Consider the following 17,644-nt stretch of genomic DNA (forward strand, 5'->3'; position numbering starts at 1 on the left):
ATATTGTAAATTGAAGCAAAGGACAGGAGGTACGATGATGGACTATTTATTAACGTCCGGTGGGATACAAAATCCATCGATTCATAAAGCGTTACGTGAGATGCTTGGAAAACCGATTGAAGAATGCCATGCCATCGCGATCACGACAGCTTCCTATGCATTAGGCAGAGGAACGGACCTCGCTGTCAACTTCATTCAAGGAAAAGATGAGGCACCGATGGTCGATTTAGGATGGAAGTCAGTCGGTCTGTTGGAATTATCAGCGGTCTCGGTAATTGATCCAACTATTTGGCAACCAGCGGTCGAACAAGCGGATGTCATTCTCGTTAATGGTGGTGATCCACTCTTTCTACATCACTGGTTCGTCGAATCGGGCTTCGATCGACTATTACCGCAACTGACCGGTGTTTATGTCGGGATGAGCGCCGGTAGCATGGTGCTTACGCCACGAATCGGAACAGATTTCGTTGGGTGGAAAAAGACGCCGGAACAATCGGACGCAACATTAGGTCTCGTTGATTTTTCAATCTTCCCGCATCTCGATCATCCGCAGTTACCAGACAATCGTTTACAAGCTGCCAAGTCTTGGGCTGAGACATTAACGAATCCGGCGTACGCAATCGATGACGCGACAGCGATCCGTGTCATCGGTTCGAACGTAGACGTGATTTCTGAAGGAACGTGGGTCCAGTTGCGATGAGGACGATCTATTTCATTCGCCATTGCGAATCAATCAAAACAGGTAGTGATCGAGGGCGAGGATTAACAGATGCAGGTCAGGAACAAGCACAGGAACTCGTGGCGTTCTTTGAAATGATACCGATTGACGCCATCTATTCGAGTCCGATGCAACGAGCGATGGACTCCGTTCGCCCACTTGCTGAGCAACGAGGTTTGCCGATCTACGAGGCAGCGTTTCAGGAACGGCGTTTTCAGGAAACAGACGAACGTTTATCGCCTGAACGGCTAGAAGAACTGTTGAAGCGATCATTCCAAAATGACGATTACGCGCAAAAAGGTGGAGAGTCGAATCAAATAGCACGTAATCGTGCTCTAACAGTCATCGATCAGCTACGTAAAACCCACCCGCACCACCGAGTGGTCGTCGCGACGCATGGTCTCGTGTTGGCGTTAGTGCTCGAACACTACACTGGACGACCGGCAAATGAATGGCTGGGCGCGATGGGGAGTCCAGCAATCCATCAGCTGACATTCGATGCAGGCGGGAAAACGTCTCATGAACAACTATTGTAAAATGATTAAATCTGTCCGCTGAAGATGAAACCGAGAAAGAGCAGTAATAACACACCAAGCGGAACGGCACAGGCGAGACTGACGTATTTGAGGATTCCCAATTCGCGTCGTTTGATGGCGACGATCCCAAGTCCGATTCCAAACAGATAAATGACAAGTCCGATTGGTATCGTAAGCATCGAGTTCGGTCCGAACGACCAGTTGAGCGGTGGGAAAATCATAGAGGCGATGAGCAGACCGAGCAAACTAAAGAAGAGAGAAGCTTTAGCGTATGTCATATGTGAACTCCTTTTTAATTAAGTATGTAAACAAGAATTCGAATTTAAAACGAGAATTCCTGCTTCATCCAGTAAATTTCCTGTTTGGCATTTGAATGAACGGGAACTATATCTAAAAGATAGTATCTTTTAGATATAGGAGGGACCGATGCCAAAAGAAAACATGACCCGTTATGCGATTCTCGGACTTCTTGCAAGCGGATGTACGTCTGGTTATGAGATGAAACACACGATCGATACGAGCTTGAATCACTTTTGGAAAATCAGCTTCGGACAAGTCTATCCAACGCTGAAACGGTTAGAAGCGGAAGGGTTGATCGTTGAAGAGGTCACGGATGGGGAACGGAAACAATTCGCCCTGACGGAAAACGGGCATGCGGAGCTCGCACGGTGGGTCGCTGAACCGTCCGTCGAACTGCCGGTGCAACGGAACGACCTGTTGTTGAAGTTGTACTTCGCTCGACATGCTTCAAAAGAGGTCACCTTGCAGAAAATTCAGGAGCACGCTCGATTGCTCGAAGAACGGCTTGAGACGTATCAAGCGATCGATGCGATGATTCGTTCTTATCCGGACTCGAATGATGCCGTCTATTGGTTATTGACGCTTGATTATGGCATTCGGAAGACACGTGCGTTACTCGATTGGTGTGACGCTTCCCTTGAGACCCTTGAAGGAGGAAATTGACATGAAACGGATCATTGCGACTCCGAACAAAGACGTCGTCGTGTTCATCATCGGTTTACGGATCAATCGTCTGCGTTCCGTCCGGCAATGGTTGCCGACGGTCCAGGCGATGGGACCGATGCTACAAGAGTGTTATGCAAACGATGTCGGTTTGATTTCGCATGAATCACTTGTCGGTTGGCGTTCCGTGACGTTGATTCAGTATTGGCGTTCGACGGAAGAATTGATGGCATATGCCCATGGTTCCCGTCATTTGACGGCGTGGAAACGATTCAATCAGAAGGCACGGACATCAGAAGCGGTCGGAATCTTCCATGAGACGTTCGAAGTCAGCAATTATGAGTCGATGTATGTCAATCTTCCAACCCGAGGTCTAGCGAAAGCACTCGGGGAGTCGGCGATCAAGCCGCATCAAGAACAAGCAAAAGGGCGCTTAGCCGAGCGGCAATCACAAGAGACGATCTAAATAGACAAAAGACGGGTGCCGAGGCATCCGTCTTTTTAAGTCGCGAATGGTGTGACGGGTTCGAGCATCTCCCCGCAGTTTTGGCAAATATGATCGAGCGTTTTCGTACACGGTTCGCAAAATGTACAAGCGTGCGAGCACTGATAGACCGTCGTTTCAATCGTTTCTTGGCACCGGACACAGGTTGGTTCCATAAGTATCACCTCCTGTTACTAGTATAAGAAAAGCATTTTGATGAGCACAGTAGGAGAACATAGAAAAAGGCTATATTTCCCTTTGATTCCATGTTAATTTGAAGAAAGTGGTTTTAATTCGAAGGGAAGATGAAAAATGGACCAAATTGATCAACAGATTGTCCGGATTCTGCAAGACGATGCCCGCATTCCATGGTCGGAACTCGGACGTCAGATCGGATTATCGGCACCTGCCGTCATCGAACGGGTCCGAAAAATGGAGGACGCGGGAATCATCGAAGGGTTCCGTGCTGTCATTAATCCAGAAGCACTCGCGCAAGGGTTACTCGCGATCGTCATGTTCGAAGAGACACGTTGCGCAGGTTTGATTGAATTTTGTAAAGGACATCCAGAAGTCGTCGAGTGTCACCGCTTGACCGGTAGCTATAATTTCATGGTCAAGTTGCAAACCGCGTCCGTTACAACACTGGAGCGTTTCCTCGATGACGCATCGGTCTACGGCAAACCGTCGACCTGGATTCGACTGTCGACGCCAGTGCCGTTCACGGGATATACGGTATGACGGAAGTGACACGTGTACGGATTGAACAACTGACGGGAGATATCGAGCACGTCGAAAAGCTTTGTGAGCAAGGGGGAACTTCGATTGTGTATCGGATTGAAGCAAAGAAAGGGAGTTACTTACTAAAGACTGCTACGAAAGTGAGATACCAAGAATGGCTCGCAGAAGAAGCAATCGTCTTAGACGAATGGATACATCGAGAACCAGGGTTCCTACCTGAGTACGTTGGTTTTTTTAAGACGGAACAGCAAAGCCATCTCTTGATGCAGTGGCGAGACGGGATGACGTTGACGACAGCCTTAAGACAGGCGACAAGCGAGCAACGGATTCAGCTGTGGCAAACGTTCGGAATGTATCTTTTCCAGTTTCATCAACGCATGACAGGGGGAACGTCACAGGAGTGGTTAACGGAACGACTTATGACGGCAGAACGTTATGTCGCATCTGCTTGGACGTCCGGTACGATAGATTTACTGAAACGATTAAAGTCCTCCTGTCCGGAGCCGATAACTGCCAGTTGGATTCATGGCGACTGTACGACAGACAATCTGTTGGTCGCGACGGACGGAACGCTGTCGTTCATTGATGTCGGGGCAATGAGACCGGGCGATCGGCGGTATGACATCGCTCTTGCGATTAGTCCAATCATCGATGATCCGCGAGCCCTCGATGCCTTTTATGAAGGATACCGTTTCGAGCGATTGACTACACGAGAATTTGATTATTATGAACATGGTCTATATACCTTTTTCTAAAAAGTCGCTACAGAGGAGAAAAAAGATGAACCTCATGCTAATCGGAGGCGGTCAACTGGTTGCTCCGTCTCATCAATTCATCAATCGGCATATCGTTCAACTGACGAAACACGCGCCACATATCGTCTTCCTGCCGACGGCAAGTCGAGATGAATCGTTATACCAATACCAATTTCGAGATACATATGAAGCACTTGGAGCGATCGTCTCGGTCGTCACGCTGTTTGACGACGAACAATCCATGGCGACGCAACGACGATTAATAGAGTGTGCCGACATTCTTTATGTCGGCGGTGGCAATTACCCGTTACTCGTTCAGACGCTTGCTCTAAAAGGTATGGATCTATTGCTTGAACAAGCCGTTAAGCGTGGAACGTGGTACGTCGGTGTCAGCGCTGGAGCGATCTATGCGATGGAATACGGAATCCGTACGAGCGAGGACGGAACGGACTATTACCTGGATACGGGGCAAGGTTGGCTGAGTGGTTGTCTCTGTCCACACTTGAACCAGGAAAAACGGGCAACCCGTTTTCAGGAACACCTGTCTCAAATGAATCACGCGATCGGATTACCTGACGATACGGCGTATATTCTTTCTGGGACCGATCACTATCGATTAGGCGAAGGACACGCGTTGTATGGACGTTACATTAAGTGAACGTTAGCGTCTCGAACTCTAGGAGTGTCATCTTCTTCGATAGTCGTTTCGGATTCGGTAAGTGACAGATGAATTCTAGACTATTTCCATCCGGATCATTGAAATGCAATTTGGCATGGGCGTAATCCGTATGTGTCATCACGAAGGGCTCATCTGGTCCAAATCCAAATGCAGCGCGTGGTTCGATTTGACGCTCGCGCAACCAATTCGGAGCATTTCGTAAAAAGTCGATATCGACAGTTAAAGCGATGTGTCGGATGGAAGGATGATACGGTGTGTTCGCATGCTCACTAAGCCAAAGTCCAAGCCAACTTTTTCCGGGTTCAATCCATAAAAATGCGATTCGATCGTCAATGGTATGATCAAAGGTTAATCCGAGTGATTCGTAAAATTCAATCGATCGATGTAAATCTGATACCGGTAGATGCGCTTCATATAGTGAGAACGTCATCGAACGAGTTCTCCTGCAGCACGATGCTCGAGCACGCTTGACATATGATCGGTCGCCCATTGTTTCATCATCAGGACGAGCGGACGAAGTGTCTCACCGAGCGGGGTAAGCGAATACTCGACACGAGGCGGTACTTCTGCGTATGTCACGCGATGGATCAGTCCATCGTGCTCGAGTTCTCGTAATTGTAAGGTCAAGATACGCGGACTGATGGATTCAGAGGTCTTCAACAGTTCTGAAAAGCGAAGCGGACCGTCAAGTAGTTGATAGAGTAAGATGGCTTTCCATTTTCCACCGATCACTTCGACCGTCGCTGCCGTCGCACAAGAATAGGTATTTAGAAACACACAACTGTCTTCGATTGGCATATAGATCGTCTCCTTTAGTTACATGATTGATAGTATGTCACTTCAAAGTGCGTACTTGTCGCTTGCTAGGAAGCGGCATACACTTCAGATGTCACTATCATACGAAATGAGGCTAGAACATGTTAACTAAAACGACTACCGATTTACGAAAACAACAGATTCTCGAGGCATTCGCCTTCCGTCACGCGACAAAACGATTTGCGGACAAACAGATTCCGGAAGATGATTTTGCTTTCATCCTCGAAACGGGACGTCTTTCTCCATCATCGTTTGGCTACGAACCGTGGCGTTTTCTCGTCATTCAGGATGAGTCGTTTCGTGCGCGGCTTGCACCGTTTGCGTGGGGCGCTGCCGGACAACTCGAGACAGCGAGCCATTTCGTCATCCTCTTGGCTCGAAATGAACAGGACATGCATTTTGACGCGCCTTACATCAACCATATGATGCAAGATGTGATCGGATTAACGCATGAAGCACAGAAAGGTCGTCATTCATTTTATCGGCAGTTCCAGGAAGCCGACTTCGATCTTGTGTCATCCAAGCGCGCCATGCGGGATTGGGCGGCAAAACAAACATATATTGCGCTCGGCAACATGATGACCAGTGCCTCACAGATCGGGATTGATTCGTGCCCGATGGAAGGATTCGACCAAAAAGCCGTCGAACAGCTGTTACGTGATGAAGGACACCTGACGGATAATCTGAATGTCGCCGTCATGGTTGCGTTCGGTTATCGAAATGAAGCACCGGCGCATCCGCAAACGCGTCAAGCCATCGCTGATCTCGTTGATTGGGTCTAACATTCAAGCTAATTTAAAAACCATGTGATTCATCGCATCTGAGCCGAAATTTTTCTTCGGCTCAGTTTTTTTAGTTTGTTACGCATCAAGTCCACATAAATATGATTCAAAACAGTTGACGAATAAAAATCAGGATGGTATATTTGTCTCGAATTAAAGATATATGAATTAAAGATACAAAAGAGGTGAACGAAATGACTCCACCGAATCCGAACTTGAAAGCATTGACGATCATGGTGCGCGCAGTTGATGCGTTACATGAAGTCATCAAGAAGGATGTTGCGCAATGGGGGTTGAACCCGACGGATTTTTCGGTTCTTGAGTTGCTGTTTCACAGAGGCAGGCAACCGATTCAATTGATTGGGAAAAAAGTCTTGATCACGAGCAGTAGCATCACCTATGTCATCGATAAGCTTGAAAAGAAAAATTACGTTGTCCGAAAAGCATGTCCAGAGGATCGGCGTGTGACATTTGCGGAACTGACCTCTGAAGGACACCAACTGATGAAAGCTATTTTTCCAAAGCACGAGCAAGCAATCAATCAAGTATTTCAAGGAATAGCCCCGTCAGAACTCGAAGCATTCATCGAGACAGCCAAAACGATCGGCTATCAAGCAAAAAAACAATAAAAATTTTTTAGGCTGATATCTCGAATTCGAGATAATAACCATTAAAGGAGCGATTTTTCATGAATGAATTAAAAGGAATCCACCACGTGACAGCGATTACGAGCAGTGCCGAGAAAAACTATGACTTCTTTACGAACGTCCTAGGAATGCGATTGGTCAAGAAGACCGTCAATCAGGATGACATCCAGACGTATCACTTATTTTTCGCCGATGATAAAGGATCTGCCGGCACGGATATGACGTTCTTTGATTTCCCTGGTATTCAAAAAGGGTCACACGGAACGAATGAAATCTTCAAGACGGCGTTCCGTGTCCCAACGGATGCTGCACTCGAATACTGGATTAAACGCTTTGACAAATACGACGTCAAGCACCGTGGTATCAAAGAACAATTCGGTAAGCAGACGCTCTCGTTCGTCGATTTCGATGAGCAACAATACATGTTGATCTCTGACGAGCATAATCAAGGTGTCGCTTCCGGCACACCGTGGCAAAACGGTCCGGTACCCCTCGAGTTCGCGATCACGGGACTCGGTCCAATTCACATCCGGATCGCGGAGTTCGACAATTTAAAAGCGGTACTCGAACAAGCGATGTTGATGCGCGAAGTCGATCAAGCTGGTTCCCTGCACTTGTTCGAAATGGGCGAGGGCGGAAACGGTGCCCAAGTCATCGTTGAGCATAACGTCGTTCTACCAAGCGGACGTCAAGGATTCGGAACGGTGCACCACGTCGCCTTCCGTGTTGAAGATACGGCTGCCTTACAGGAATGGATCGAGCGGATGCAACAGCTACGCTTCAACACGTCCGGTTACGTCGATCGCTTCTTCTTCGAGTCACTTTATGCTCGTGTTGCGCGCGGTGTCTTGTTCGAGTGGGCAACGGATGGTCCTGGTTTCATGGGGGATGAGCCATACGAAACGGTCGGGGAGAAATTGTCGTTACCACCGTTCCTCGAGCCACAACGGGCACAGATCGAACAAATGGTCCGTCCGATCGATACGGTCCGGAGTACGCGCAAGATCGAAAAAGAATACCTATAAGAGAACATTACGATAACGTAACTAACCGCATCTAAACAAGAGGAGGAAATGAAAATGGAGAAATTAAACATTGGTATCATCTTAGGATCCACACGTGAAGGACGCCTCAGCCCACAAGTCGGGAACTGGGTCAAACAACTCGCGGATCAACGGGGGGATGCGAACTATACGATTCTTGATATCGCCGACTACAAATTACCGCTCCTAGGTGAAAAGGACGGGGATGCGTCTGGTGCTGCTGATTGGTCGAAGGATGTCGCGGCACAAGACGGATTCATCTTCATCGTCCAGGAATACAACCACTCAATCGCAGCGTCACTCAAGAATGCGCTCGATTATTTACGAGTCGAATGGAACAATAAAGCGGCAGGGATCGTCTCTTACGGTTCCGTCGGTGGAGCGCGGGCAGCAGAACACCTGCGCGGTATCCTCGGTGAATTATTGATTGCCGATGTCCGGGTGCATCCGGCGTTATCCTTGTTCACGGATTTCGAGAACGGATCGGTCTTAAAAGCGGCAGCCGTTCAAGAAACATCGGTCAACCAAATGCTCGATCAAGTCATTCCGTGGGCAACGGCGTTAAAAACAATCCGCTAATTAGTTACTATAAAAACCCCTCATTTCATCTCGAAATGAGGGGTTTTTGGATGGTTGTTACGTACAACACGACGTGACGCGGCGCAGATCCTTTTCTTGAATGTAAAGCGTGTGTTGGCGGACTTTATAAGGAATGTCAGCCGCTTGAAGACGTTCGAGATAGTGACCCGTTGGAGCGACCGTCCATTTTACATACGACGTCGCAGCATTCGGTGATGCGAGACAGGTGAGCAATAAAAGTGGAAGGATCCATTTTCGAATCTTCAATCGTATACCTCCTTCATTATTTCAAATACTGTATTAATGATTTTATTGTTTAAATCAAAAACTAAAAATCACGACTCACGTAAACAAAAAATAACTGACCATCAAGCCGACCAACAGACCACTAAAAGCAAGTCGATAGACGGGTGAACGATGGGTTCCTTTATTTCATTTGACTTTATAGACGATGAAATAGGTCACACTGGTCACCATGACGAGGATCGCCAGTGTACTGAGTAAAGTAGACATCAGCATTCCTCCTTATCGTAAGATTTTAGCTAACGCTTTTCCTTTCGCCAACTCATCGACGAGTTTGTCGAGAATCCGGATGTTACGAATGTGCGGATCCGTTAGATTTTCCACACGAATCCCGCAGATGACGCCAGTGACTAAAAATCGGCGTTCGTTCAGGTCGGGTGCGTGCTCGAAAAAGGCTGCGACAGTTTGGGTTTGTATGGCTTGTTCAAGAGTTGATTGCGTGTGTCCGGTCAACCAGAACAGCACGTCATCAAGCTCGTCTTGCGTCCGTTGCTTGCGCTCGACTTTTTGACGGTATACCTGATACAGCTGCTGCATCGGCATTTGAAATACTTTTTCGTAACTCATCTGAATCGCCTCCTTTCATGTCATGGTAACATATGGGAAAAGGTCTTGTGTCACGGATTTCAAGTCGGTTTGGAGGTGAAGGATGAAATGAGATATCGAATCATTGGAATGACTTTCATGACGTGCCTAGTACTATTTTTAGGCGTCGTAGGTGTAAAACTATCGTATCAAGCATTGATCGATCCACCGATTGATCAATCGACAGGAAACTGGGTACATGTTCCGAGTACAATCTTACCGACTAAAAAGGTCATCTATGCGAAAAAAGAGCAAATCATCAAACAACTGGATTCTTCAAAAAGCGGGCACGAAGGATATCGGAAGGAACCTAAAAAGAAAAAACCGATTGAGCTTGGACGAGGTTTCTTGACAGATGCGGTCAATAAAATTGCACGTATAGCTCCTTGGATGGTCGCTTTAGTGATCATCTTCTATCTGTATCGTCGACAACGATTCAACCGCATGCAGTGGTCATTTCCACTAAGGCATCAACCAAAACGAACCGCTCTATCGCTAACGCTAACGCCTGAAGTCCAGTCCTCATCAGAAGACAGTATTCTTGATTCAAAAATTCGTGAAGCAGTGCGCGCGTTCAATCGGTCACTTGCTCCAGCGCAACAGCGACGGACACATGAGACGCTGACGGAGTGGTTAACACGTTTAGAGGTCTCGGTTCCGCAAGAGATGTATCAGCTCGTTCGGTATGCTGATATTCCGGAGCAGACACTCGATTCCTCTCGACGGACTGTTTTCCTTGAACAGCTTGAGCAAACTCAGACACGGCTTGTGTAATCAGCCGTGTCTTTTTTGGTGTCCGCGATACTTGTTAAGGGCGAGCATATTTAAGAGGAACAGTGCTGCACCATAAAGGAATAGTCCGAGCCAGTACGGCCAGATGCTCGACCACCCGTTGCCGTAGACGAGTACTTCCTTGATCGCGCTCGCTCCGTAGAAAATCGGGGTGATATATCCGATATTACCGAGTCCGTACGGGATTAAGTCGAGTGGAATCAAACCCGAGAAGAAGATTTGCGGAATGATCGTAAAGGGAATCAATTGGACGACTTGTAATTCAGACTGGGCAAAGATCGAAATTGTTGCGCCGAACAAGACCGCGACGACGGCAAGTCCAAGCATCGTCAGGAAGACCCAGATGATTGAACCTTCAGACGGTAAGTCGAGAACGGTCGTCGCGTACAGGACGACAAGAATTGCCTGGATGGAGGCGAAGACGCTATAACCGAGCGTATAGCCGAAGATGACGTCGGTTTGGCGAATCGGTGTCATCATCAACCGCTCGAGCGTTCCACCACTGCGTTCCTTGACGAGAGCCATTGCTGACAAGATAAAGACGAAGAAGAATGAGAACAGCGATAAAAAGACGAAGCCAAGCGCATCAAAGGTCGATTGATCAACATCTCCGTACAGATAGTTCGTCTCGAGTTGCATCGTCGGTTGCAGCGATGCCAATCCAGTTTGGATTTCTCGTAGTGCTTTCGAACTTTTCGTCGATGGTTCGCGGAGACTTAAGGACAGCTGATTGTCGCTCATCTCTAAGACGACGTCGACCGTTTCATGATTCTTGAGATAGGCGTCAGCATCGCTGCCATTATACGTTTTGATCGACAAATCCTGTTTTTCGATCGCTTGAGAGACTGGAGCCGGTACATCTTGACTGATAGCGACGACAGGCGTGTAATCATCGTTTCCAAGTAGGAAATAGATCAAGGTGAAGATTAGTAATGGAGCAAGCAAAATCAGTCCGACGCTTCGTTTATCGTTCAACGTTTGACGGATGACCCGTCGTGCGAGTTGCCACATCACGTCACGTCCTTTCCAGCGAGCAGAAACAGTTCCTCGACCTGACCGTTTTCAGTCTGCGCAAGTAAACGGTCGAGCGGATCGTAGGCGATGATCCGACCGTTATAGATCAGTGCTGCCCGGTCGCATTCGTTGATTTCATCCATGACGTGGGTCGAAACGACGATCGTCGTGCCTTGCGTACGGATCGCTTGGAATTGATTCCAAATCTGGCGACGTAACACGGGATCGATCCCGACGGTCGGCTCATCCAGAAATAGGACGCTAGGGCGATGCAGGATCGAGATGGCGAGGGACAATCGTTTCTTCATCCCGCCGGAATAATGGCGAACGAGCTTTTTTCGATCATTCGTTAAATCGACGAGTGTCAAGACCTCGTCGATTCGTTTTGCTAAATCCTGACGGGACATATTGTATAAGGAACCGAAAAATTGCAGGTTCGCAAGGCCAGATAAATCCTCGTATAAGGCATCGTTTTGTGGCATGAAACCAATCTGCGATAACATCTTGAAATTTGGTATCGAAGTGTCGCCAATCTGAATCGAACCTGCGTCTGCTTGGATTGCACCAATCATTAAACGAATCAATGTCGTCTTTCCGGAACCTGACGGACCGAGCAAACCACAAATTTCACCGGACGGAATCAAAAGATCAATCTGTTGAAGGACGGTCTGCTGATGAAATGATTTTGATACACCTTGTAATCGTAGATCCATCGTATTCTCCCTCCTTTTATGAAATAATTATTGAACAACGTGTTGATTAATTTCATTATAAAAGGGAGAGAAACTGGGAGCAATGACCAGTTAACGTTCATCTGTCGCTTAAGCGACACATCTCGATAAAATGTTGAAGAAAGAGGCGATTTCGATGAAAAAACAGGATTTACGCGTTATCCGGACCGACCGGAGGATACGCGAGACGTTCCTTCAGCTGATCGACGAAGTTGGATTTGACGCCGTTACAATTAAGTTGTTGACGGAACGGGCGGAAGTCAATCGCGGGACGTTCTACCATCATTACGCGGATAAATACGAACTGCTCGAGCGGATGACGAATGAGGTTTTTGAAAAGATTGAAGCGACGTTCGAACGCGAGATTCCATTCGTCCTGATCAACAAAACGGAGGACTCACCATACCGACGAATCATCCCGTTTCTAACGTTTCTTTATGAACACCGGACGCTGATGCGGATCTTACTCAGTCCGACGAGTGACGGGATGTTTCGGAAGCAAGTCCGTGATTACATGCAACAGATTCTGTTCTCGGGACTACCGGAACAAGGAGAACGCCTTGTTCCGGAAAATTATCTCATTGCCTATCTCTCAGCCGCTCATCTCGGTGTCATCGAATCCTGGTTGAGCCACCCAAACGAGACATCACCGGATGAAATTGCTCGAATCATCTTTACGATTTCGATGGAAGGACCGTTTCGAGCAGCGGGGTTCCGGCGATGAGTCTTGAGCAAGTCTTAGAAAAAGTCGTCGTTTGTTTGCAGCGAGAACGGATTCAGTTTGGTATCGGTGGTTCATTATTGTTGGCGCAGCATGGACTACAAGTTGTACCGCGCGACATCGATCTCGTCGTCGCATTAGCGGACGCCGAACGGGCAGTCTTATTGTTATTTGAGATGGGAATTGTCCTTGAACAAGACGAGACGTCACTTTACGCAACGGAAGTGTTCCAAGAATTCATGATCGAAGGAATCGATCTCGATTTGATGAGCGGACTGCAGGTACACCATGACGAGGGTGTGTTCGTCTATCCGTTTGATGAACAATCGATCGATTCAGCGAAACTTCCGTTCATGGCACTCGTCGATTGGTACGTCATCTATCAACTGATTCCGGGGCGGGAACAAAAGGTCGCGATGATTGAACAGTATCTCACGAAACAGGAAGTGGACCATGAGCGACTGGAACAGCTGAGACGACTCGTTCTTCCAAAAGCAATAAGGAATCGGATAGATCAATGGCTGAACTAACTCATAAGTCGCGCAATAAAACGACTTCGTTCGTTGCCGGTAAGTAAGCATGAACGGAGTCGAGTAGTCCGCAGAGGACGTACTGATCGAGCGCCTGGTCGAAGACATAATATGGCTTTAATGTCAGATAAGGCATGAGTGCGTCACGTATGGCTTCTTTGGGCACGCTATTAGGCAACGGTTGTGACGAGTCATGGTAGAGCGCGATAATCGACTCGTTATCAACGATTAGGCTGACTTCATAAGTTTCTTCAATCAGGAGAATCGTCAAACGACGTTTATGAGCGAGATTTGGGTCGTCACGAGTCCGGCGTACTTTCACGTTAATGAATGGAAAATCCCGATAGATTTCCTGAATCGTCCACGCTCCTGACTCCTCAGGATACTCCGCAGCGATGAGGTCTACAGCAATTGACTTACAAGTCATCAATGTCCCATCGGTCAACGGTCGGTAATCCGGGTGTGGCGTTTGAGCTTCGGCATCGCGTGCCGTGACGGCGTCTCTCCGCTTAATCAATTTGCGCGTGTAGGAGAACGTAGATGGTTTGTCCCATGTCACGATCTCGTTCATGGCAACGGACGAAGTGTCTGGATCACTAAAGGGATACGTGAGCGAGTCGTTTTGAGAAACAAAGATTTCCTCGATTGTATGCGCCTGTATTCGTTGTTGATCACCAGGAGCTGAAAAGAACCGTATCTGTTCTGTAATGATCGGTGTGATTTGAACAGGTGCCAGTGAAAACGATTCAGTCGGATACTTGTTGCTCAGGGCGGGGGTTCCATACACACTGAAAAAATCAAGCGCTCCGTCGTCCGTCAATTCAAGCGAAATGAAAAAACCAGGGAAGAAGCGAATTCCGTTTTGGCAGCTGACATACTGATACAGCGAATCTTGGTGCTTCAGTAACATGAACTCCTGGTCGAACGTCATTCCTAACTCTTGCTCTAGCCAGGAAGTCTGTGTGTCTGAATCACGCAAGTCCTCTGGAAGAGAATAAATTGTGACATCACCATGTTTGTTGATTGATGTCGTTCGTCGTGTAACTGTATCGACTTGGATCTCAATCGTACCGTCTGGATAACTCTCGTCTTCAGACCATGGACCGTGATTGATGGGGAACCAACATGTCTCAAACGAATACTGCGTTTCACCATGAAATTTTTCGCGGTGATAGAAGGATTCATGTAAGACATAATCGTTCAGTTGATATTTATCTTGAATATGGGAGATTAAATCTTTCGTTAATGGATGCAACTCGTTCACTCCTTCGTATCTATCTTCACTTTATAGATTGCGCAATAAAACGACTTCATTTGTTGCCGGTAAGTAAGCATGATTTGAATCAAGCAAGCCACAAAGAACGTATTGACCTTTTGAAGCGGCAAACACATAACGCGGCGTGAGTAAAAGGTACGGACGTAATGCGTTGAAGATGATGTCTTGCTGCTCATCCTCGAGCTCCGGTGCGCTAACGGAATCGAACACGGTATGGAGTTCCTGATCGTCGGTCAAGCTAATCCAGTGAAGCGTCTTTTCGTCAAGGAGAATCGTGACGCGCCGTTGCTGATCAACATAGGACGTCGGATGCGCGCGTGACAATGTGACAGCAAGGTAGGGATGTTGCCGGTAAATGTGACGAATCGCCCATTGTCTTGATTCACTAGGGTAGACGTTTTGGACGATTTCTTGAATCGCAATTCGACAGGCGTTCACCGTCTCTTGCTGGATCGGACGAAAATCAGGATGTTCGGTCTGCATGATCACATCCTCTGCTGTCACACTTGCTGCTGATTGGAAAGGATGGCGTTTGAGAATTGAAGAGGACGGATTTGTCCACGTTAAGATGTCATTTCGATCGAGTGACGACGTGAAATCCAGTTTACTAGGCACAAGGATAGACCCTTCTTGCGTCACGAACGTCTCGACGACGGTATGCGCGTATTGATGTCCTGGTTTTGTATAGGAGAACCATTTTAGTTGTTGTTTAGTTAGCGATTTGATGTCCTCGAGCGTTAAGGCGAAAGGTTCCTGTTTCACATGATGATCAAGCGGATGAGGACCGTATAGGAACAACTCATCGAGTTGACCGTTGTCCGTTAACGTCAGATGAATGAAACAACCGGGAGACAGCCGAATCCCTTCATGACAACTCACATAACTAAAAAAAGTTTCGTTTTCTTCTTCTACCATAAAATGCGTACCATGGATCATGTCGGTCTCTGATTCGAGCCAAGCGATCCGAGTGGTTGGATCAAGTAAATCGTCAGGCACGGAATGGAGATAGGTCGGACCGTGTAAGGATAACGTCGTCGTTCGTTTCGTGACAGGGTCAATTGTAATCTGCACGGTTCCTTTAGGAAGCATCATGCCATCCTCTTCCTCGATGATCGATTTACCAGAGGGAATCCAAAACGTTTCAAAAGAGTAAACGGTTTGGTCGTTCAGTTTGTGTCGATCGTAGTACGATTCATGGAGTATATAATTGGTTAACTGATATTTCTCGAGCATGTATTCAGATAGCTGTTTTGTTAGGGCATGCAAGCTGTTCACTCCTTTTTTTGTATGTCCTCCGTGTCGTCAACTAAGGTTGGAATGACGAAGTCAGGTAAGGTTTGGAATAAGCGATCGGCTGTCTCGAAAAACGGTTGATTTGAAACAACATTCACGACATTTGCATCGTAGCTGAACGCAAAGATAGACATGTTTTCCTGCATGGAGACGATGACCGTTTTTTCTGGTCTCCCGGAGTAGTAGTGCGTTCGGTATTCAATCCGGAAGACATTTGGTTTGGTCGACCAGATGACAAGATCATTCCAACTCACGTGGGAATGTAAGTAAGAATACAGGTGTTGAAAATCGGTAACATGCAGCAGCTCAACGACGATGAAACGTTTGTCCGCAAGTGGTGTTAAATCATTATATGTAATCGAACAAAAGCGACATAACGCTTCAAACTCTTCTTCGTCATAACGATTCACCTCTACACAGACGAATAGTGGGAAAGCTTGTAATCGATGAAACCACTGCTCAAGAAATGAACTTTCAAACGAGGAGGATTCATCGTCTGGATTCGTAAAGATGCTAAAAGCTGACATGTAGTCTTGTTCGATGACGAAGCGCAGATTATCAGGGTCTGAAAAATCATTTAGAATCAATTGAAGATCATCATCGTAATGATAAGGCATTTACTCAAATGTTAATTGCAACATGTTCACCTCTGTTTCGTACGTTCAGTGTACCGTGAATCCCTTCATAAGGAAGGGTAATTGAAAATTATTACATAATTGTAAGAGTTCAAAATATAGTGAATGCATTATTATAGTAGAATAAATACAGAGAACTATTGAAATATAGGAGGAAACAAAATTGTCAGATTTTAATCTAGCTATGAACGTGTTATTCGGAAGTGTCCATATCATCTTCATAGCGATGGCTGTTCCATAGATCATCTACGCGCTTTATCTATTACGAAAAATTGCTAATAAATGATTGCAGGGATTTATTGGTAATAAAAAGAAGATAGTTAAAGTACCTACGCATTATTTAAAGGAGGCGATAACATGTCATTTTGGACATGGTTTGCAATCTTATTTGTGTTATCGGTTAGTGTCTACGCATCTTCTCAACCAAAACGTTCGAAGAAATAACAAAGGCGCGACTTCCATTGCGGAAGCGCGCCTTTTTGTTTGTTCAGTTTTGCGTATCGAGCCAAGCGATCGCGTCTGTCAAGTCGTCGGCAATATAGTCGACGTTTGCTTGTTCCACCCGGTCAGCGTAATCACGAATGGAGCTCTCTCCGGCACCAGTTCGGACTAAGATTTTGATACACCCGACGTGCGCAGCTGCCACCATATCACTCCAGCGGTCCCCGATGACGACACATTGATCGAGTCGGAGATCGTGTTTTGCTTGTGCTTGCCGTAATAAATGTGGTGATGGTTTGCGACAAGTGCAGCAATCTTCCGCTGCATGCGGACAAATCAACGTATCATCAAAGCCGAAGCTCTGTAATTCTGTTCGAAAATCCTCTTCACGCGCCAATCCTTTTGAGATACCAGGTTGATTCGTAAACGCAATCAGTAAAATCCCTTGATTACGTAAGCGTTCGATTAACGAAGAAACGTATGGAAATAACGCAAACGTTCCAGGGTAGTGGACGGTGGCATCTCCACCAATCGTTCCGTCTCGGTCAAGAAATATTGCTTGAATAGAATTCATGTGTACAAC

The 17,644-nt window shown here is 46.8% G+C and carries 26 protein-coding genes; 14 read left to right on the forward strand and 12 right to left on the reverse strand.

Features of this window, described 5'->3' with window-relative positions:
• Window positions 1-37: 37 nt before the first annotated feature.
• Both NOM72_RS06070 and NOM72_RS06075 read left to right on the forward strand, forming a co-directional pair.
• A complete protein-coding gene (locus NOM72_RS06070) occupies window positions 38-700 on the forward strand; it encodes a Type 1 glutamine amidotransferase-like domain-containing protein (protein ID WP_255998201.1) in 663 nt (220 codons plus the stop codon).
• Window positions 697-1,254: a histidine phosphatase family protein gene (locus NOM72_RS06075; RefSeq protein ID WP_255998203.1), complete on the forward strand. Its 558-nt coding sequence runs from the start codon at window positions 697-699 to the stop codon at window positions 1,252-1,254. The genes NOM72_RS06070 and NOM72_RS06075 overlap by 4 nt, the downstream gene beginning before the upstream one ends.
• Before the next feature lie 5 nt (window positions 1,255-1,259).
• On the opposite strand, the gene NOM72_RS06080 is transcribed toward NOM72_RS06075, so the two are convergent.
• Window positions 1,260-1,532 carry a hypothetical protein gene (locus NOM72_RS06080; protein WP_023468429.1) on the reverse strand — a complete coding sequence of 91 codons (273 nt, stop codon included), beginning with the start codon at window positions 1,530-1,532 and terminating at the stop codon, window positions 1,260-1,262.
• A 148-nt stretch (window positions 1,533-1,680) separates the two neighbouring features.
• Here NOM72_RS06080 and NOM72_RS06085 point away from each other — a divergent pair, with 148 nt between their 5' ends.
• Window positions 1,681-2,217 (forward strand): PadR family transcriptional regulator, encoded by a 537-nt coding sequence (locus NOM72_RS06085; RefSeq protein ID WP_055968286.1) that lies wholly within the window; start codon window positions 1,681-1,683, stop codon window positions 2,215-2,217.
• 1 nt (window position 2,218) lies between these two features.
• Window positions 2,219-2,683: a DUF4188 domain-containing protein gene (locus NOM72_RS06090; protein WP_047394648.1), complete on the forward strand. Its 465-nt coding sequence runs from the start codon at window positions 2,219-2,221 to the stop codon at window positions 2,681-2,683.
• Between the two features lie 35 nt (window positions 2,684-2,718).
• On the opposite strand, the gene NOM72_RS06095 is transcribed toward NOM72_RS06090, so the two are convergent.
• Window positions 2,719-2,877: a DUF1272 domain-containing protein gene (locus NOM72_RS06095; RefSeq protein WP_023468426.1), complete on the reverse strand. Its 159-nt coding sequence runs from the start codon at window positions 2,875-2,877 to the stop codon at window positions 2,719-2,721.
• Between the two features lie 136 nt (window positions 2,878-3,013).
• Between NOM72_RS06095 and NOM72_RS06100 the strand changes: the two genes are divergently transcribed.
• The 3 genes from NOM72_RS06100 to NOM72_RS06110 are packed head-to-tail and all read left to right on the forward strand — an operon-like array spanning window position 3,014 to window position 4,852.
• Window positions 3,014-3,439: an Lrp/AsnC family transcriptional regulator gene (locus tag NOM72_RS06100; RefSeq protein WP_023468425.1), complete on the forward strand. Its 426-nt coding sequence runs from the start codon at window positions 3,014-3,016 to the stop codon at window positions 3,437-3,439.
• Entirely contained in the window at window positions 3,436-4,194 is a 759-nt protein-coding gene (locus NOM72_RS06105; protein WP_255998207.1) for an aminoglycoside phosphotransferase family protein, read from the forward strand. Before NOM72_RS06100 ends, NOM72_RS06105 begins: the two co-directional genes overlap by 4 nt.
• A gap of 25 nt (window positions 4,195-4,219) precedes the next feature.
• On the forward strand, window positions 4,220-4,852 hold the full coding sequence (locus tag NOM72_RS06110) for a Type 1 glutamine amidotransferase-like domain-containing protein (protein ID WP_255998209.1): 633 nt from the start codon (window positions 4,220-4,222) through the stop codon (window positions 4,850-4,852).
• Here NOM72_RS06110 and NOM72_RS06115 read toward each other — a convergent pair.
• Window positions 4,845-5,303, reverse strand: a complete 459-nt coding sequence (locus NOM72_RS06115) for a VOC family protein (RefSeq protein WP_255998212.1) — start codon at window positions 5,301-5,303, stop codon at window positions 4,845-4,847. The two genes, NOM72_RS06110 and NOM72_RS06115, sit on opposite strands and share 8 nt — an antisense overlap.
• A complete protein-coding gene (locus tag NOM72_RS06120) occupies window positions 5,300-5,671 on the reverse strand; it encodes a winged helix-turn-helix transcriptional regulator (protein ID WP_035397181.1) in 372 nt (123 codons plus the stop codon). The genes NOM72_RS06115 and NOM72_RS06120 overlap by 4 nt, the downstream gene beginning before the upstream one ends.
• Window positions 5,672-5,790: 119 nt before the next feature.
• On the opposite strand from NOM72_RS06120, the gene NOM72_RS06125 reads away from it, so the two are divergent.
• From NOM72_RS06125 to NOM72_RS06140, 4 genes are all read left to right on the forward strand, one after another.
• Window positions 5,791-6,471 carry an NAD(P)H-dependent oxidoreductase gene (locus NOM72_RS06125; RefSeq protein WP_255998214.1) on the forward strand — a complete coding sequence of 227 codons (681 nt, stop codon included), beginning with the start codon at window positions 5,791-5,793 and terminating at the stop codon, window positions 6,469-6,471.
• Window positions 6,472-6,665: 194 nt separating this feature from the next.
• Window positions 6,666-7,100 carry a MarR family winged helix-turn-helix transcriptional regulator gene (locus NOM72_RS06130; protein ID WP_255998216.1) on the forward strand — a complete coding sequence of 145 codons (435 nt, stop codon included), beginning with the start codon at window positions 6,666-6,668 and terminating at the stop codon, window positions 7,098-7,100.
• A 59-nt stretch (window positions 7,101-7,159) separates the two neighbouring features.
• Entirely contained in the window at window positions 7,160-8,143 is a 984-nt protein-coding gene (locus NOM72_RS06135) for a ring-cleaving dioxygenase (protein WP_035397186.1), read from the forward strand.
• Window positions 8,144-8,197: 54 nt separating this feature from the next.
• Window positions 8,198-8,740: an NADPH-dependent FMN reductase gene (locus NOM72_RS06140; RefSeq protein ID WP_035397188.1), complete on the forward strand. Its 543-nt coding sequence runs from the start codon at window positions 8,198-8,200 to the stop codon at window positions 8,738-8,740.
• A 57-nt stretch (window positions 8,741-8,797) separates the two neighbouring features.
• Here NOM72_RS06140 and NOM72_RS06145 read toward each other — a convergent pair whose 3' ends face one another.
• The gene (locus NOM72_RS06145; RefSeq protein ID WP_255998219.1) at window positions 8,798-9,007 is read right to left on the reverse strand and encodes a hypothetical protein; all 210 of its coding nucleotides are present in this window, start codon (window positions 9,005-9,007) and stop codon (window positions 8,798-8,800) included.
• Window positions 9,008-9,265: 258 nt separating this feature from the next.
• On the reverse strand, window positions 9,266-9,610 hold the full coding sequence (locus tag NOM72_RS06150) for a DUF2200 domain-containing protein (protein WP_050678012.1): 345 nt from the start codon (window positions 9,608-9,610) through the stop codon (window positions 9,266-9,268).
• Window positions 9,611-9,727: 117 nt separating this feature from the next.
• Here NOM72_RS06150 and NOM72_RS06155 point away from each other — a divergent pair, with 117 nt between their 5' ends.
• Window positions 9,728-10,402 (forward strand): hypothetical protein, encoded by a 675-nt coding sequence (locus tag NOM72_RS06155; RefSeq protein ID WP_255998222.1) that lies wholly within the window; start codon window positions 9,728-9,730, stop codon window positions 10,400-10,402.
• On the opposite strand, the gene NOM72_RS06160 is transcribed toward NOM72_RS06155, so the two are convergent.
• Window positions 10,403-11,431 (reverse strand): ABC transporter permease, encoded by a 1,029-nt coding sequence (locus tag NOM72_RS06160; protein WP_023468413.1) that lies wholly within the window; start codon window positions 11,429-11,431, stop codon window positions 10,403-10,405.
• The gene (locus NOM72_RS06165) at window positions 11,431-12,147 is read right to left on the reverse strand and encodes an ABC transporter ATP-binding protein (protein ID WP_255998224.1); all 717 of its coding nucleotides are present in this window, start codon (window positions 12,145-12,147) and stop codon (window positions 11,431-11,433) included. The genes NOM72_RS06160 and NOM72_RS06165 overlap by 1 nt, the downstream gene beginning before the upstream one ends.
• Window positions 12,148-12,301: 154 nt before the next feature.
• Here NOM72_RS06165 and NOM72_RS06170 point away from each other — a divergent pair, with 154 nt between their 5' ends.
• The gene (locus NOM72_RS06170; RefSeq protein ID WP_023468411.1) at window positions 12,302-12,889 is read left to right on the forward strand and encodes a TetR/AcrR family transcriptional regulator; all 588 of its coding nucleotides are present in this window, start codon (window positions 12,302-12,304) and stop codon (window positions 12,887-12,889) included.
• A complete protein-coding gene (locus tag NOM72_RS06175; protein ID WP_255998226.1) occupies window positions 12,886-13,416 on the forward strand; it encodes a hypothetical protein in 531 nt (176 codons plus the stop codon). The genes NOM72_RS06170 and NOM72_RS06175 overlap by 4 nt, the downstream gene beginning before the upstream one ends.
• A 1-nt stretch (window position 13,417) precedes the next feature.
• Here NOM72_RS06175 and NOM72_RS06180 read toward each other — a convergent pair whose 3' ends face one another.
• The 4 genes from NOM72_RS06180 to NOM72_RS06195 all read right to left on the reverse strand — a co-directional run bounded on the left by NOM72_RS06180 (window position 13,418) and on the right by NOM72_RS06195 (window position 17,635).
• Window positions 13,418-14,671 carry a hypothetical protein gene (locus NOM72_RS06180; protein ID WP_255998228.1) on the reverse strand — a complete coding sequence of 418 codons (1,254 nt, stop codon included), beginning with the start codon at window positions 14,669-14,671 and terminating at the stop codon, window positions 13,418-13,420.
• A gap of 30 nt (window positions 14,672-14,701) precedes the next feature.
• A complete protein-coding gene (locus tag NOM72_RS06185; RefSeq protein WP_255998230.1) occupies window positions 14,702-15,958 on the reverse strand; it encodes a hypothetical protein in 1,257 nt (418 codons plus the stop codon).
• A 5-nt stretch (window positions 15,959-15,963) separates the two neighbouring features.
• Window positions 15,964-16,602, reverse strand: a complete 639-nt coding sequence (locus NOM72_RS06190; protein WP_255998232.1) for a hypothetical protein — start codon at window positions 16,600-16,602, stop codon at window positions 15,964-15,966.
• A 505-nt stretch (window positions 16,603-17,107) separates the two neighbouring features.
• Window positions 17,108-17,635, reverse strand: a complete 528-nt coding sequence (locus NOM72_RS06195) for an HAD-IIIA family hydrolase (protein ID WP_255998234.1) — start codon at window positions 17,633-17,635, stop codon at window positions 17,108-17,110.
• Between the last annotated feature and the right edge of the window lie 9 nt (window positions 17,636-17,644).

Origin of the sequence: Exiguobacterium sp. LL15 (genome assembly GCF_024436095.1) — a bacterium.
Classification (GTDB): domain Bacteria; phylum Bacillota; class Bacilli; order Exiguobacteriales; family Exiguobacteriaceae; genus Exiguobacterium_A; species Exiguobacterium_A indicum.